Source organism: Christiangramia sediminicola, from assembly GCF_031344135.1.
GTDB classification, from domain to species: domain Bacteria; phylum Bacteroidota; class Bacteroidia; order Flavobacteriales; family Flavobacteriaceae; genus Christiangramia; species Christiangramia sediminicola.
The window spans coordinates 291,606-307,678 of the sequence record NZ_JAVJIU010000003.1 but is presented as its reverse complement, the minus strand read 5'-3'; the positions used below and the strand labels follow the sequence as shown (position 1 = coordinate 307,678).

At 36.6% G+C, this 16,073-nt stretch carries 14 protein-coding genes; 8 read left to right on the top strand and 6 right to left on the bottom strand.

Annotated features, from left to right (window positions below; all coding sequences use genetic code 11):
* Positions 1–91: 91 nt before the first annotated feature.
* On the top strand, positions 92–2,284 hold the full coding sequence (locus RE431_RS08640) for a S41 family peptidase (RefSeq protein WP_309561583.1): 2,193 nt from the start codon (positions 92–94) through the stop codon (positions 2,282–2,284).
* Position 2,285: 1 nt separating this feature from the next.
* Here the strand turns inward: RE431_RS08640 and RE431_RS08635 are convergent, their stop codons facing one another.
* The gene (locus RE431_RS08635) at positions 2,286–2,999 is read right to left on the bottom strand and encodes a LytR/AlgR family response regulator transcription factor (protein WP_309561582.1); all 714 of its coding nucleotides are present in this window, start codon (positions 2,997–2,999) and stop codon (positions 2,286–2,288) included.
* Positions 2,989–4,068 (bottom strand): sensor histidine kinase, encoded by a 1,080-nt coding sequence (locus RE431_RS08630; RefSeq protein ID WP_309561581.1) that lies wholly within the window; start codon positions 4,066–4,068, stop codon positions 2,989–2,991. The genes RE431_RS08635 and RE431_RS08630 overlap by 11 nt, the downstream gene beginning before the upstream one ends.
* Positions 4,069–4,301: 233 nt before the next feature.
* Here RE431_RS08630 and RE431_RS08625 point away from each other — a divergent pair, with 233 nt between their 5' ends.
* Positions 4,302–4,718 (top strand): hypothetical protein, encoded by a 417-nt coding sequence (locus RE431_RS08625; RefSeq protein WP_309561580.1) that lies wholly within the window; start codon positions 4,302–4,304, stop codon positions 4,716–4,718.
* Between the two features lie 380 nt (positions 4,719–5,098).
* Here RE431_RS08625 and RE431_RS08620 read toward each other — a convergent pair whose 3' ends face one another.
* The 4 genes from RE431_RS08620 to RE431_RS08605 all read right to left on the bottom strand — a co-directional run bounded on the left by RE431_RS08620 (position 5,099) and on the right by RE431_RS08605 (position 8,855).
* Positions 5,099–5,503, bottom strand: a complete 405-nt coding sequence (locus tag RE431_RS08620) for a DUF2846 domain-containing protein (protein WP_309561579.1) — start codon at positions 5,501–5,503, stop codon at positions 5,099–5,101.
* 151 nt (positions 5,504–5,654) lie between these two features.
* Positions 5,655–6,998: a DEAD/DEAH box helicase gene (locus tag RE431_RS08615; protein WP_309561578.1), complete on the bottom strand. Its 1,344-nt coding sequence runs from the start codon at positions 6,996–6,998 to the stop codon at positions 5,655–5,657.
* Positions 6,999–7,062: 64 nt separating this feature from the next.
* Positions 7,063–7,911 (bottom strand): hypothetical protein, encoded by an 849-nt coding sequence (locus RE431_RS08610; protein WP_309561577.1) that lies wholly within the window; start codon positions 7,909–7,911, stop codon positions 7,063–7,065.
* Positions 7,912–7,976: 65 nt separating this feature from the next.
* Complete coding sequence (locus RE431_RS08605) at positions 7,977–8,855, bottom strand: aldose 1-epimerase family protein (protein WP_309561576.1); 879 nt, start codon at positions 8,853–8,855, stop codon at positions 7,977–7,979.
* A 281-nt stretch (positions 8,856–9,136) separates the two neighbouring features.
* Here RE431_RS08605 and RE431_RS08600 point away from each other — a divergent pair, with 281 nt between their 5' ends.
* From RE431_RS08600 to RE431_RS08575, 6 genes are all read left to right on the top strand, one after another.
* The gene (locus tag RE431_RS08600; protein ID WP_309561575.1) at positions 9,137–9,934 is read left to right on the top strand and encodes a ferritin-like domain-containing protein; all 798 of its coding nucleotides are present in this window, start codon (positions 9,137–9,139) and stop codon (positions 9,932–9,934) included.
* Positions 9,935–9,954: 20 nt separating this feature from the next.
* Positions 9,955–10,755 (top strand): ferritin-like domain-containing protein, encoded by an 801-nt coding sequence (locus tag RE431_RS08595; RefSeq protein ID WP_309561574.1) that lies wholly within the window; start codon positions 9,955–9,957, stop codon positions 10,753–10,755.
* Positions 10,756–10,904: 149 nt separating this feature from the next.
* Positions 10,905–11,441, top strand: a complete 537-nt coding sequence (locus tag RE431_RS08590; RefSeq protein ID WP_309561573.1) for an NADPH-dependent FMN reductase — start codon at positions 10,905–10,907, stop codon at positions 11,439–11,441.
* Entirely contained in the window at positions 11,442–12,734 is a 1,293-nt protein-coding gene (pabB, locus tag RE431_RS08585) for an aminodeoxychorismate synthase component I (protein ID WP_309561572.1), read from the top strand.
* A gap of 60 nt (positions 12,735–12,794) precedes the next feature.
* Complete coding sequence (tilS, locus tag RE431_RS08580; RefSeq protein WP_309561571.1) at positions 12,795–14,108, top strand: tRNA lysidine(34) synthetase TilS; 1,314 nt, start codon at positions 12,795–12,797, stop codon at positions 14,106–14,108.
* Between the two features lie 104 nt (positions 14,109–14,212).
* Positions 14,213–16,072, top strand: a complete 1,860-nt coding sequence (locus RE431_RS08575) for a CocE/NonD family hydrolase (protein WP_309561570.1) — start codon at positions 14,213–14,215, stop codon at positions 16,070–16,072.
* Position 16,073: the final 1 nt, after the last annotated feature.

Sequence of the window (16,073 nt, the reverse complement as noted above, 5' to 3'; positions counted from 1 at the left end):
GCATAAAATATATTTTAGACCCGGACGTTATATTGTCCGGGTTTTTTGTTTTATTGCAGCCCCTTATTTATCAACGTTCATCAAGTTACACATGAAAAATCTTCTGCTGTTATTCCTGTTATTCTCGACAACTATTTATGCTCAAAACGAGAAGTTTAATTTAAATTTTGATCAAAACTTCAAAGGAGAAGAACTTCCTGATGACTGGTTTGTTTGGGGAGATTATCAAATAGATAAAGACTCTGTAACTAATTATTCAGGAAAATATGCCGCAAAAATATCTTCAGGTGAGGATGGCGGTAGCTTTGGAAGTATTGCTTATAAAATTCCAGCCAGGTATAAAGGTAGAACCTTAAAGCTCGAGGGCTATATAAAAACTGAAAATGTAACCAATGGTTTCGCAGGTTTGTTGATAAGGGTGGATGGCCTTGCGGGCTCCCTTGCTTTTAATAACATGCAGAGACAACAACTTTCCGGTACTAATGATTGGGAAAAGTATAAAGTGTTTGTTCGGTTTCCGGAAAATGCAAAGACTATCTATGTGGGTGGTATTCTCTCTGGGAATGGTACAGCATGGTTTGATGATCTTAAACTTAAAGTAAACGGTAACAAGGATGTTCAGGAAATAGAAGAGGTAGAGTTTGAATTAAAACCTGCGCAGATAGATTCAAGTTTTGCCAATAATTCAAATTTTAAAATTAAAGATCTTACCAATTTGCAGATAGATCGATTATACAAATTAGGAAAGGTATGGGGATTTGTAAAATATCACCATCCTGAAATTGCCAAAGGAAATATTAATTGGGACAATGAACTTTTCAGGATTCTGCCAAAACTCAATTCTAAAAATTTTGATCTTGAGTTAGCAAATTGGATCAGTTCACTTGGTGATGTGGATGGTGATGAGCATGAATTACCAGAAAATGATGAAGTTGAACTTTGTCCAGATTATGGCTGGATCTACGATACAGAATTTCTGAGCGAGGACCTTTCTAAAGAGCTGAAAGAAATACTCACGTCCAAGAGAGAAAATGAACATTATTACGTAGGGATCAATAGTGGGGTTCGTAACCCTCGGTTTACAAATGAACTTAGTTATCCAAAAATGGAGTGGGATGATACCGGCATTAAATTGTTGGCACTTTACCGTTACTGGAACATGATGGAATATTTTAATCCGAATAATCACCTTACAGATAAAGACTGGGAGACGGTACTAAGGGAATATATTCCACGCTTTGTTGAAAATAATACGGAGCTGGACTATAAACTTAATATGCTTCAGTTAATTGAAGAAGTAAGTGACACCCACGCCAATATGTGGTATTATGATGAGGCCTTAAATGAGTTTTTCGGGAACAAAAGAATACCTATCAAAGTTCAATTTATAGAAGAGATGCCGGTGGTAATTAAGGTTGGTGATTCCGCAGGGCAAAATATTCAAATTGGAGATGTTATCACTCATATTGATAGCAAACCCATAAAAGAGATCATCGAGAATAACCTGAAATACTACCCGGCTTCAAATTTTCCTACGAAGTTGAGGGATATGGCCAGGAAACTTTTGTGGACCAACAAAGACAGCCTGGAATTAACCCTTCAGAATAAAAGTGGTTTTTATACTGAAAAGATTGTTTCAGTAGAAAAATGGGATGATTCAGAAAAGATAATTCCGAGCCATAAATATATTGAAAATGATATTGGTTATATCTACCCGGAATCACTGAAAAGAGGTGAAATTAAAGATATTCTGAAAAAGTTCGAAGATACGAAAGGTATTGTGGTGGATATGCGTTGTTACCCTTCAGATTTTATAGTTTTCAGTATGGGAAACAAAGTTGTTCCCCAGCCAACCGACTTTGTAAAATTCACTAACACATCTCTGGAAGATCCTGGGTATTTTGAATTTCGTAATGGTTCAAAAGTAGGTTCTCTAATTAAGAATGCTTATGACGGAAAATTGACCATTCTTATAAATGAAGAGACTCAAAGTAACGCGGAATATACCACTATGGCTTTGAGGGTAGCGCCAGAAGCTGTGGTAATTGGAAGCCAGACTGCCGGAGCTGATGGAAATGTTTCCCGTATAAATTTACCGGGAGGAATTAAAACCATGATTTCAGGTATAGGTGTCTATTATCCGGATGGAACCGAAACTCAAAGAATAGGTATCGTGCCCGACATTGAAATAAAACCGACTATTTCTGGATTTAGAGAGGGAAAAGATGAATTATTGGAGAAAGCGATCGAGGTTATTAAAACCTCTTCTGTAGATACAAAATAGTTTATTGAAATTTTCCCAGTGTTTGGATCACCTGATCTTTATATGTTCTGCTTATGGGTAGCGATTTATTCTGAATGATCACCTCTTCATTTGAATAGGATTCTATCTTATCTATGGCGATAATAAAAGAGCGGTGAATCCTTAAGAATTTAGATTGCGGAAGCTTTGTTTCTATTGACGAAATGGTTTCTCTCGTGACTTTAGTGCCATTAGAAGTTTCAATTTTAAGGTAATCGCTTAGGCTCTCGATCCAGAGGATTTTTGAAAAATCGATCTTGTGCATTTTTCGGTCGATCTTCACAAAAATGAAATCTGAAATTTCATCAGACTTATGTTCCGGCGGACTTTGATTGATATGTATTTCCTGAAAATTGTTGACTGCATCCAGTAAGCGTTCAAAGGAAATAGGTTTTAAAAGGTAATCTACCGCGTGCAGATCGAAACCCTCAATGGCGTATTCTCGATATGCGGTTGTAAATATGATCTTAATATTCTTATTGATAGATTTTGCAAATGAAATTCCAGAAATACCGGGCATGTTTATGTCCAGGAAGATAAGATCTGTCTTATTCGCATTGATCATATTAAATGCTTCCGTAGCATTTTTACAGCGACCAATGATCTCGATCTTATCGATCCTGGAAATGTGATTTTCCAGGATGTCTAAAGCAACCGGTTCGTCATCAACAATGATACATCGAATCTTATCTAACATTTGTCGGATTTTTAGCGAGGTTCAAATTAAGTGAAACACAAAAATTATCTTTATCATCTTCAACCTTTAATTCATGATCATTCTCGTATAGAATTTGTAATCTTCTTCGAATATTTTCCAATCCGATTCCTTCTCCATCAGATCTTTCCGTTTTTTCACCTAAGGAATTAATAATCCTGAAGTTCATAATTTCATCATCCAGGCTTAATTCAATCGTAATTTTCAATTTTCCATCATTACCCTTTCCATGCTTAAAGCTATTTTCCACAAAGGGAAGAAGCAGCATTGGGGCGATCTGAACTTTTTCGGGAATAGGATCAGAATGAAAATTGATCTCCAGGTCTTCTCTAAAGCGTTTTTTTTCCAGGTCTATATAGTTCCGAATATGATTTACTTCATCTTCCAACTTTACCAGCGGTTTTCTGGTTTGATATAGGATATAGTCCAGCAGATCTGATAACTGCAGGATCATTTCTGGAGTGGCCTGATTGTTAGTTAAACTCAATCCATAGATAGTATTCAGGGTATTAAAAAGAAAATGCGGATGTATCTGCATTTTCAAATATTGCAACTCCTGTTCTTTAAGTTTAAGCTGTGCTTCCAGAATCCGGTTTTTTAGCTCCTCATTTTTAGCGGCCGCCGAATAATTATTTTTCAACAAGCTGAATGCCGAAGCGATCGCAACCACCAGATATACACTTATTAGTATATAAATTAGACTCTTGGTGATTGGAAATTTTTCCTCATAACCATAGCCAACAGTGATCATTATTCCATAAAATGCAGAGATCGTTATATACGATGCTGAAATTAAAAAGGCCGCCAGCGAGTATAAGGTGAAGGTTAGATATCTTTTAGGAATTAAGTATTTTGGGATAAGCCTGTATACAAAAACATAGGTCGTTCCTATAGTAACTGGAAGGAAAAAAGCAGAAAATGTAACTACAGTTTTAAAATCTGCATCTTCAAAACCGAAGAAAAAAGTAAAGAAAAGAAGGACCACAAGCCAGAATAGACTATGTAGTAAAAATCGTTTTCCTAATTCTAAAAAAGCTCCTGAAAGATTCATTAATAGATAAAAATGTGACTAAATAATGGAAAGAGAAAATTTTTGCGACAAATAACCATTTTTAAATGGTGGATAACATTAGAATGGAATTTGAAAGGCTTTATGATCTGTATTAGGTTAAAAAGGAAATTAAACCTGCAGTTCATCTCAAAATCAAAAAGCAAAAGAACTTATATCATAGCTTTGAACTTGTTAATCAATAAAACTAAACAATGATCGCCTTAAGTATTTTCATGTTAAAGCAAAGAGGATTTTTTGACCAGTTATTTGCAAGGATAAACGAAGGAGGACCCCTTGCGATGAGCCTGATCCTTATTTCTTTTTTATTAATCCTGTTTTTAATCGTAAGAGCAGCGATGAAACTTAAATCGCCAACCCATGTATTTCACAAAGCTCTTACTTTAATAAATCAGCTGGCATTGCTGGCTTTGGTTATAGGTTTATTTGCACAATTCATTGGATTAATTCAAATATTTGATGCCTTTGAAGCTCTTGGAGATATTAGTCCTGCATTATTTGCCGGAGGCTTGAAGGTTACTCTTCTTGCTCCTTTATTTGGAGGTTTTACCTTTCTGGTTGGCAGGATGGCCAGTTTTATCCTCAATTGGATCAGGAACGTGGAGTTAGATAAGGTTTCATCAATCAATTAATGAACAGACTAAAATTTTAATCAAACCAATTCAAACTTTCACTACATTTAGAAGTTAATTCTAATTATAGAAATCATGGCAAAAGAAAAATCGCCTTCAAAGAATTCGGCTAAGAAAGAGCCGGTACTAAGTTTGAAAGAAAAGAGGGCTGCAAAGGCAGCGAAGAAAAAGAATAGAAGTTAATTCATAAACAAAAGGAGCGCAATGCGCTCCTTTTGTTTTCTTTTCTCTCTGGTTAACGGATTAGGAGGTATGGAATTGTTTCCCTGTTACTGGTTTTTTGGTCAAAGTAGTTATTTTCATTCTAAGCTTATTTCACTAATAACGATGAATCGGGATTGCCCCAGAACTCTATTTAAAGAACTTTTTTAAATTACTTGTTAATCGCAATCTTCTTGTTCCTCCAGTTTAGGAATTATTTTGTTTGCAGAGTTTTTGGTTACTTCTGTAAAATGGCTGGAACCCATAACAGAGGAAGGAGTTTCTACCTGTAAATAATATTCTTCATTGGCCTCCAACTCTAATTCAAAATGATCAACATTTGCTTTTGATTTTTTCCCTGTCATTTGAACAGAAAATTTATGAATGCCAGGTGTTAAATTAGTTATTATGTATTTATGATTTTTAATCTCACAAATAATTTCATCATCAACAAAAACCTCGAATTTTGTTAATGACCCTATTGACTGAGTATCTCTTATAATATATACCTCGGCAGTTTTATCCTGAGCATAAATAGAGATTGAAAAGAATAGAAAAATGAATAATAACTGAATTTTTTTCATGGAGTTGATTTTTTGAATATCTGAATATAGTAAAAAATTGACTTTCAGTTATTTGATCGGACGATAAATAAATAAAATTTTAAAATTCCAGAAACTTGTTAAGGATAACGCTAATAGCATCCTATAAAAAAAGAGCGCAATGCGCTCTTTTTTATTTTTTCCGTCTTCGATTGGCGTTTTTATCGCCTCGCGTTTTAGGTTTTTTATATTTTTGCGCGATCTCTTTTCGGTAAGATCCACCAAGATTAACCTTCTTATTTTTATCCTTCTTTTCGTGGAATGCCGGTCCGGCTTCGTCTATAACTTTATTTGGATTATTGATCTCTATTGCCCTTGGTTTTTCTTCCGGAATCAATTCTGTAGCAATTTCGACCTCCTTAGGTAGTTCATATTTTGGAACTTCTGTTTTCATCAAGTCCTCGATCGCTTCCAGGTATTCCTGTTCTGCCTCAGTAGTAAATAATAATGACTGACCCTTTTTCTCGGCACGTCCTGTTCTACCAATCCTGTGCATGTAGTTCTCAGGATATTGCGGGGTGTCAAAATTTACGACATGAGAGACATTCTCAATATCCAGACCTCTAGCCATAACATCTGTGGCGATAAGGATCCTGGTATTTCCTTCATCAAAATCACTTACACTTTTTAGTCGATAATTCTGACTTTTCCCGGTGTGCACCAAGCTGGTTTCTCCCGGGAATTCTTCACCCAGATTTTCGTATAATCTATCTGCGATTCGCTTGTCGCCAATGAAGATGAGTACTTTATGATATGCTTCAGCATCAGAAAGCAGATGCTTTAAAAGGTTTGCTTTTGTATAAAAATTCGGGATCTTATATCCACGCTGATCAATATTTTCCAGGGGAGTCCCGCTTACAGCTACAGAAATCTTTTCCGGAGCCTTAAAATTAGCGTCTATCATTTCCTCTACCGTTTCAGTCATCGTGGCTGAAAACATAATACTTTGCCTGTTCGTGGGAAGTAATTCTATGATATTGTTTACCTGGAATTTAAAACCCAGGTCCAGCATCACATCCACTTCATCTATCACGAACTTCTGAATAGACTTTAGCTGAACAGCTCTTCGCAAAACCAGATCATAAAGTCTCCTTGGAGTAGCAACAACAATATCCAGTCCCTGCATAAGATCCTGATGTTGCGTATTTATATTTACGCCACCATAAACTCCTGCAACTCTAAGATTGATATATTTTGCGAGCTTTTCAATTTCCTCAACTACCTGAACAACCAGTTCCCTTGTAGGTACCATAATTAGAATACGCGGATTCTTTTGTTCAGAATATTTCAGCATTCTTAACAATGGCAATAAATAGGCGAAGGTTTTTCCTGTACCCGTCTGGGCAATTCCAACTACATCTCTTCCAGACATGACAGATGAAAATGCCTGTTCCTGAATAGGAGTGGGAGTCTGAAAATTCAGATCTTCCAGGGCATTGCGTAACGGGGTATTTAAATTTAGGTCTTGAAAACTCAAAGCGTAAGGTTTAATTTTTGCAAAGGTAGCGCATTAAAAACTTACAAACTGCAAGACGACCAATTTACCTTTTACTTCCCCAGGGAGATCTTTTGATAAGGTAACTTATTGTAGTTTCATATTTGTTCAGGTTAGTCCCAATACCTGTCCTATCTACACTATAAACGCTACGTCCCTCATCGTTGAAAATTTTCAGGTTGATATTCGTGCTATAGTTTTCTGTTGAACTACTGGAAGAATATGTATTTTCCTTTCCAGAAGATTTTCTGGAATCTCGATCTCTTTCTTGCTTGTCCTTATAAGTTGTTCTACTGCTGCCGTAGGTATTGGAACCTGTATAATCGATGTTGGCAGAACCTATAACTACAAATTCAACTCCAAGAAGCTGAGCTATGTCTGCCGGTCTCATCTTGCTGGCTTCGGCCTCTCCAATATTATTTTCGTAAAGAATGGCATTGGTTTCAGAAGGATCCTGGAGAATCACCTGGCTGGTATTACTTCTAATAGAATTTGCTGTGGTGTTTTGTACTTCCTCCATCATTCCCTCTGAGGTTAAGGAAGCATTATTAGAAATTATTTTAAACGGTAGCACGGCAATCTTATTTTTTCTCTCAGCGGCAGTTGAAGTTACAGCTGTATTTGCATTTGCATTTGATGGAGATGAACTATTCTGAACTTGATTATAGACTTCTGTTCTTCCACTGGCAAAATCGATCTTATGAATATTTTGCTTTTTTAACTCATATTCCAGGTCTTCTCCGGAATAAACAAAACTAATCGCATCACTTTTAACCGCGGTAACTTTTCCTTTTTTCTCATCACCATTTAGCATATGCACAATATCTTCCTGTGCCTGAGAAACTGATGTAATAAGAAAGAATAATAAACCGAAGACAATAGTTAGATTTTTCATAGTAAAACTTTTTAAGTGCTATGAAAATAATAAAAAACTGAATATAAATGAATTACTAAATTATTTTAATTTATCTGGATCATGTAGAAATGGTTTATTTCCTCACCTTCGTTAAGAACTTCAATGCCTTCTTTATCCTTTAAATTTTGGTTGGTATCTTCAACATCTGCAATTCCAAGCCATGGTTCAATACAAACATATGGCGCACCGGGTTTTGCCCAGATACCAAGGTTTTTAAAATCTTTATATTCTACACTTAGAATCTTCCCATGTTTTGCACTTACGAGGTCCACCTTATTTGAATTGATATTTTTAAAGATAAGGGCATCTTCGTCGAAGATATTTTCAGTCAGCTTTATCGTATGGTCATTTTTCAGGATCTCTTTGGTTTCGGAACTAACCAGGCCGTCATCGTTTAGAATGTAAGTTTTGAGATCCATCTTACGATCAAATTGCAGAGAATAATCATCAATATTTTCATTATTAAAAAGTTGAATATTAAAAGCTGGATGACCACCTAATGAAAAATAAATAGGTTTTTCATCGAGATTAATAAGATGATGACTCACTTCCAGGTTTTTTCCATCGATAGTAAAAGCTATTCTCAAATCGAATTTAAAAGGATACATTTCTAAAGTTTCTTCTGAATACAATAGCTCAAATACGAGTTGGTGTTCAGATCTCTCCTTTAGCCTGATGTTCTCATTATGACGGATAAATCCGTGTTTTGGAACCGAATACTCTTTTCCTTCATAGAAATATTTCCCGTTCTTGATCTCGCCAATAATTGGGAATAAATTAGGCGCGTGGCTTCCCCAAATTTTAGGATCTGCCTGCCAGATATATTCTATATCATTTTCCTTATTAATTATACTGCAAAGTTCTGCACCAGTTTCCTTGACAGAAATCTTTAGGAAGTCATTTTCAATACTGTGTTTTTTCAAGGCTATAGTTTTTTAATAAAGTTAAAATTATCATTCAATTTTTTATCTCAACCTGGAAGATTCTATCGAAAAAGGCTGAAAAAAGCGATTTCAACTATCAGAATTTCTTTCCAAATGAATTTTGATATTATCGTTCATGAACTAATAAATATGTATTAAAAGTTCGTATTTGTTAAATATTCAATGTTTTATGAAATTTTGTAACAAATTAAAAACCAGCTACTTGCATTGAGCGTATGTATTATAAAGGGGAAATTTTATTAACCACTAAATATATAATTATGGAAAAACCAGTAATTAAGGTTGAGGCTCAAAAAGCGAATGGAAAATCATCTTCCCGGAGAAGTTTTCTTAAGCTTGGTGGTCTTGCCGTAGTAGGATCTAGCTTAATGTTATACTCCTGCGAACCGGATGAAGACGAAATTTTCTCTGCAGATGCGAAAGCAAAAGGAGTTAATAACAAAAAGGTATTTAATCTTGGTGAAGGTGATCGCGCCATACTGAATTATGCTTATATCCTTGAACAACTAGAGGCGGCATTCTATGCCGAAGTAGTTAATGGAGAAAGTTTATCATTCAGCGGAATGGAAGGCGATTATGAGATCTTCTACGATATCTACCAACATGAATTAATTCATAGAGATTTCTTTGAATTGGTCCTAGATTCGCTGTTCGATCCGGGAGAGGTGGCACCAAACCTGGAATTTGATTTTAGTGCTGTTGATTTTAGTGATAGGGATACTGTTCTGAATTTTGCTCAGATCCTTGAAGATACTGGAGTGCAGGCTTATAATGGAGCCGGTAAACTGCTATCTAATGCAACGTATTTATTACTGGCAGGGAAAATAGTTTCGGTGGAAGCTAGACATGCTTCTGCGATAAGAGATCTTATTGGTACTGCAAATGGAGATTTAGATAATTTCGCCGATGAAGATGTAACCGTGGGTCTATCTCTCGGTGATCAGATGTTTCCTGAAGCCTTTGATGATGCTGTAGATCCAAATGTGATCCTGGAGAGGGTTGCAGGCACCGGATTCTTACAAACCCGCATAATCGCCAATAATATTCCAACTGAGTAATAATCTTAAAATCTTGAATTATGAATTTTATAAAATTTTTAGATAAAGTAGCCGATGGTGACTTGCTGGATGCCAAATCCTCCAGGAGAGAATCATTTGGTCACATGAAAAATATCGGGAAAAATGCTGCTATGGCATCAATTCCTTTTGCGTTTGCTGCGACAAGTAACAAAACCAAAGCGGCAACGATGGCAACATCATACGCCTCAGCAATGGCAAGTCCTACAGAGATCCTGAATTTTGCACTTACGCTGGAATATCTTGAAAAGGAATTTTACCAGATAGGTATGGATACCGACGGATTAATCACCGGAAATGCAAGAGATGTATTTGGTTTAATCCTGAAGCATGAAGATGAGCATGTGAAGTTTTTACTGGCTGCATTAGGTGATAACGCAATTGAAAAACCAAACTTTGATTTCACCGCTGGAGGTAGTTTTGATACTTTCAGTAATTATCAAACCTTTCTTTTATTATCACAGGGCTTTGAAGATACAGGTGTTAGAGCCTATAAGGGTCAGGCCGGGGCATTGATAGATAATAATGCTTTATTAGAATATGCTTTGCAGATACATTCTATCGAGGCGCGACACGCTTCTAAAGTACGTAGAATGCGTATGGAAAAAGGATGGATCACAGGTGCAGGAGATCAGTCCTCGCCAATTGCAGCGGTTTATGCTGGCGAAGATAATAAGATTCAAGGAGGCGTAGACCTGAGTTTGGCACTTTCAAAATATTCGAGCGCATCTTTAACTGAGGCCTTTGATGAACCTCTTACTATGCAGGAAGTCAACGCAATTGCTTCCCTGTTTATTCAATAAGTGAGTGAACAGTTATGGTTCTCAACCCCGGATTTTTCCGGGGTTTTTCAATATAATACATCCTGAATCTTGAAAAACACTTTTTGCATACAATGCTCCAAAAGTTTCTTCAAATTATTTTAGGTATTTTTAGGCAAAAATTGACCTAAATGAAGAAAATCCTTGCCTTTGCCGGTTCCAACAGTAGCACTTCTATTAATCAGCAATTGCTGGATCATATTGTTGGCAGGATTCAGGGCCACCAGATAAAAGAACTCAGATTGACCGATTATCCATTGCCTATTTATAGTCAGGATATTGAGAAAAATGAGGGCATTCCTTTAAACTCTACGATTATCAAAAATTTGATCATGGAAAGTGATGCCTTGGTAGTAGCTGTAAATGAGCATAATGGTGGTCCGTCCGCTTTTTTCAAGAATATTATCGACTGGCTTTCACGAGCGAACAGGAATTTTCTGGAAGGCAAAATGATCCTTTTAGTAAGTACTTCTCCGGGAAAGCGCGGAGCAAAAAGTTCGCTTGAATATGTAAAAAATATCTTCGGAAGATTTGGCGGACAAGTGATTGAAAGTTTCAGCCTACCATCTTTTAAAGATAACTTTCAGGACGGAAGGCTTACAAACGAAGTGCTGGATATGGGAATTGAAGATGTGCTTACTACCTTTGCGCACCAAATTGAAAGTTAAGTGCGCAGTTCTAAAAGTTTTTCAGTTAAAGATCCTCAAAGATTAAAGCAACAAATATTGTCCTGGAGCCGGCAATTTCAGGAAATTACCTGGCTGGATAGCAATGATGATGATTCTAAAACCGGGGAATATGAGGCTATTCTGGCTGTTGAAGCTTTTACGGCTATAAAAACCGATCATGAAAATGCATTTGATAAGCTTAAGGAATATCAGGAAACAACTGCCGACTGGATTTTTGGGTATTTAAGTTATGACTTAAAGAATGATGTAGAGCGACTCAAATCTTCAAATTTCGACGGACTTCATTTTCCCGAACTTTACTTTTTTCAGCCTCAGAAATTGATTTTTATAAAGGGAGATAAGGTTGAGTTTCATTATTTACGAATGGTAGATGATGAAATAGATCACGATTTTGAGGATATTCAGAAAACTGAGATTGCTATAGATTCAAAGCATACTCCGGTAAAAGTGGAAGCAAGGATATCTAAGGAAAAATACCTGGAGAAGATTGGTATAATGCTTAATCATATACATCTAGGAGATATCTATGAAGCTAATTTTTGTCAGGAATATTATTCAGAAAATGTAGATATAGATTCCTTCGATATTTACAGGTCTTTGAACGAGATCTCAACTCCACCATTTGCAGCCTATTTGAAACTGGAAAATTTTAATCTTATTTCAGCTTCTCCTGAAAGATATTTAAAAAAGAGAGGAGAAGACCTATTATCACAGCCGATCAAAGGAACCGCCAGAAGAGCTAAAGATCCCGAAGAGGATAAAAAGATAGCAACAGAACTTGCTAATGATCCCAAGGAGCAGTCTGAAAATGTCATGATCGTAGATTTAGTGAGAAATGACCTTTCTAGGATCGCAAAAAAGGGAAGTGTAAAAGTAGATGAACTTTGTAAGGTTTATTCGTTCAAACAGGTGCATCAATTGGTTTCCAGCGTTACTGCGAAGATCGAAGATGAGATTCCGCCGGTAGAAGCTTTGAGAACAAGTTTTCCTATGGGTAGTATGACCGGAGCGCCTAAAATTTCAGCGATGAAGATCATTGAGAAACTGGAGGAATCTAAACGTGGACTGTATAGTGGTGCCGTGGGATATTTTACCCCGGAAGGTGATTTTGATTTTAATGTGGTGATAAGAAGTATTCTCTACAATTCTGAAAATAAATATCTCTCCTTCTCTGTAGGCGGTGCAATTACTGCCAAATCTCATCCTGAAAAGGAATATGAAGAATGTCTTCTAAAGGCAAAAGCTATGCGCGAGGTACTTACAAATTTGTAAGGAATTTAGTTCAGTTCTGCTGGAAGAAATTCAATTTCAGCTTTGTATCTTTGAGTGAGCATGGAAAAATCTTTCAAGAATCTTATAAAATCTGACTATCCATACATCTGCGGAGCCAAGCTTTTAGTGGCTGTTAGCGGAGGGGTAGATAGTGTGGTGCTTGCTCATTTATGCCATTCGGCGAAACTTGATTTTGCTATAGCGCATTGCAACTTTAACCTTCGGGCTGAGGAGAGCGATGGCGATGAAAAATTCGTAGTAGATCTAGCAGATTCTTTCGAAGTTGAGGTTTTTACTGAAAGTTTTGATACAATTGCCTATGCTGAAAATCATGGTATTTCAGTCCAGATGGCCGCACGTGACCTTAGATATGAGTGGTTTTCAGAATTAAGCAGCAGTATACAATTTGATTATACCCTAACAGCGCATCATGCCAATGACAATTTAGAAACTTTTCTAATCAATTTAATTCGGGGAACCGGACCAGAAGGCCTTACCGGGATAAAAAAGGAAAGAAATGAGATCGTAAGACCTTTGCTTCCCTATACCAGATCTGAAATTGAAAATTTCGCCAGGAAGAAAAATTATAAATGGCGGGAAGACAGTAGCAATTCTTTAGATAAATATATGCGGAATAAGATTAGGCATCAGATTGTTCCCGTGATGGAAGAATTGAATCCGCAGTTACTGGATAGCTTTGCCAAAACACAGGCTCATTTGCAGGAAAGTATGGATCTTGTAGAAGATTATATCAGCCTCCTGTACCCGAAATTGGTGCAAAAAGATTCTTATGGTTATTCGATAGATATCGTATTTCTGAAAAAAGTGCCTAATCAAAAACAGATATTATATCAGCTTTTAAAATCATTTGGATTTACTGAATGGAACGATGTTTATGATCTTATGGAGGCTCAAACCGGTAAAATGGTTTTGTCTGATACCCATCGTTTGATAAAGGATAGGGAAAAATTATTGCTTACAGAGCATAATGACAAAACCAGTAAGAAGGAATATAAACTGGGAAAAGAAGAGGAGCTGGTGATGATCCCAGAAATGGGCACATTTCATATTAGTGAAGTGGAAAAGATCGATCAGGTTTCCAAGACTTGCATTTATGTTCCGGAGCGAAAACTTCAATTTCCTCTAACCATTAGAAAATGGAAGAAAGGTGATTTTTTCCATCCTTTTGGAATGAAAGGGAAGAAAAAACTAAGCGATTTTTTCAAGGATGAGAAATTTTCCCTTCCGGAAAAGGAACATACCTGGATCCTTTGTTCAGGAGAAGACATCGTCTGGATCATAAATCACCGAGCAGACAATCGCTTTGCCGTAGAAAAATCTGATTCCAGAATTTTAAAGATCTGCATCACCTAAAGTAGTTGCAGAAATAACCTTGCGAATTCAGCATTATCAGTGTTTTTCTTTTAGGTTTAGATGTCTAATTTCTATCTTTAGGAACTTTATATAAAACAACATTGATGAAAATCTTCAGAATCCCCCAATTTACAGTTTTAATCCTGTTCTTAACAACCCCAGTTCTCGCTCAATCTGAAGCAGAATATGACGTAAAGGAATTTTATGATAAAATGGAGGTAGACATTCCTATGCGGGATGGAATCAAGCTTCACACTACTATCTATACGCCAAAGGATAATTCTTCAGAATACCCAATTTTGATGCAGCGAACGCCGTATAGTTCAAAACCTTATGGTGAAGATCAATTTCGATCAAAAATAGGTCCGAATGAGATCCTGATGAAAGAAGGAAATATTATCGTTTACCAGGATGTTCGCGGTAGATGGATGAGTGAAGGGAAATATGATAATATGCGAGCCTATATTCCGAATAAAAAAGGAAAAGAGGTAGATGAGGCCAGTGATACTTATGATACTATTGAATGGCTTATCAAAAATGTCGAGAATAATAACGGGAAAGTTGGAACCTGGGGAATTTCTTATCCTGGTTTTTACGCGACTTATTCATTGCTTAGTGGCCACCCGGCTTTAAAGGCGGCATCACCACAGGCGAGTATTGGTGATTTCTTTTTTGATGATTTTCACCATAATGGAGCATATTTATTAAGTTACTGGAGAGCTACCGCAGTTTTTGGATATCAGAAAGACAAACCAACCGATTCTTCATGGTATGATTTTCCAAAGCTTGGAACTGAAGATCAGTATCAATTTTTCCTGGATAATGGTCCGTTGAGTAACCTTGATAAATATTACAAGGAAGATAATGAATTCTGGCAACAGCTAAAAGAACATCCAAATTATGATGAATTCTGGCAGAAGCGCGGAATTGTTCAGCATTTTAAAAATACCAAGATCAAACCTGCGGTAATGTTTGTAGGAGGATTGTTTGATGCTGAGGATCTTTATGGACCTTTTGCCCTATATAAAAATATAGAAGAGAACAGCGATAATTATAACAGTATCGTATTTGGACCATGGAGCCACGGTGATTGGGCAAGAGAGTCTGGAAGACAGGGTGTTGGGAACGTATATTTTGGAGATAGTATTTCTACCCATTTTCAGCGAGATTATGAAACGGAATTTTTTAATCATTTCCTCAAGAAGAAAACCAAGGATATGTTGAAACTGGCAGAAGCTCATATTTACGATACCGGCGCCAGGGAATGGAATGATTATTCTGAATGGCCTCCGAAGAACATAACTTCGAAAACCTGGTATTTAGGAGATAACCAGAAACTGACAGAAGAAGCGACAGATAACGAGGAAAAATTTGTTAGTGATCCTGAGAAACCGGTTTCTTACAACAACGAGATAAAAATGGTATTTACTCCGCGTGAGTATATGACCGGAGATCAGCGTTTCGCAGCAAGAAGACCTGATGTTTTGGTATTCGAAACCGAAGTTCTGGAAGAGGATATGAAACTTGCTGGCCCAATTGAAGCCATGTTGAAAGTTGCAACTACAGGATCTGCTGCAGACTGGGTGGTGAAGGTGATCGATATATATCCTCCAGATGCTGAAAATTACGAAGAAACGATGCCTCATTTAAAGATGAGCAATTATCACATGATGGTTAGAAGTGAAGTAATGAGAGGTAGATTCAGAGAAAGTTTTGAAAATCCAAAAGCATTTGAACCGAACAAGAAGACCGATGTGAATATCACTTTGCAGGGCATTAATCATACATTCAAAAAAGGACATAAACTTCAGATACAGATTCAAAGTACCTGGTTTCCTTTGATCGATAGAAATCCGCAAACATTTGTAGATAACATTTTTGAAGCTAAGGAGGAAGATTTTCAGAAGCAAACCCATACGGTTTATGGAGATTCAGCGATCAAATTTTCAGTAATAGAAGAATAGA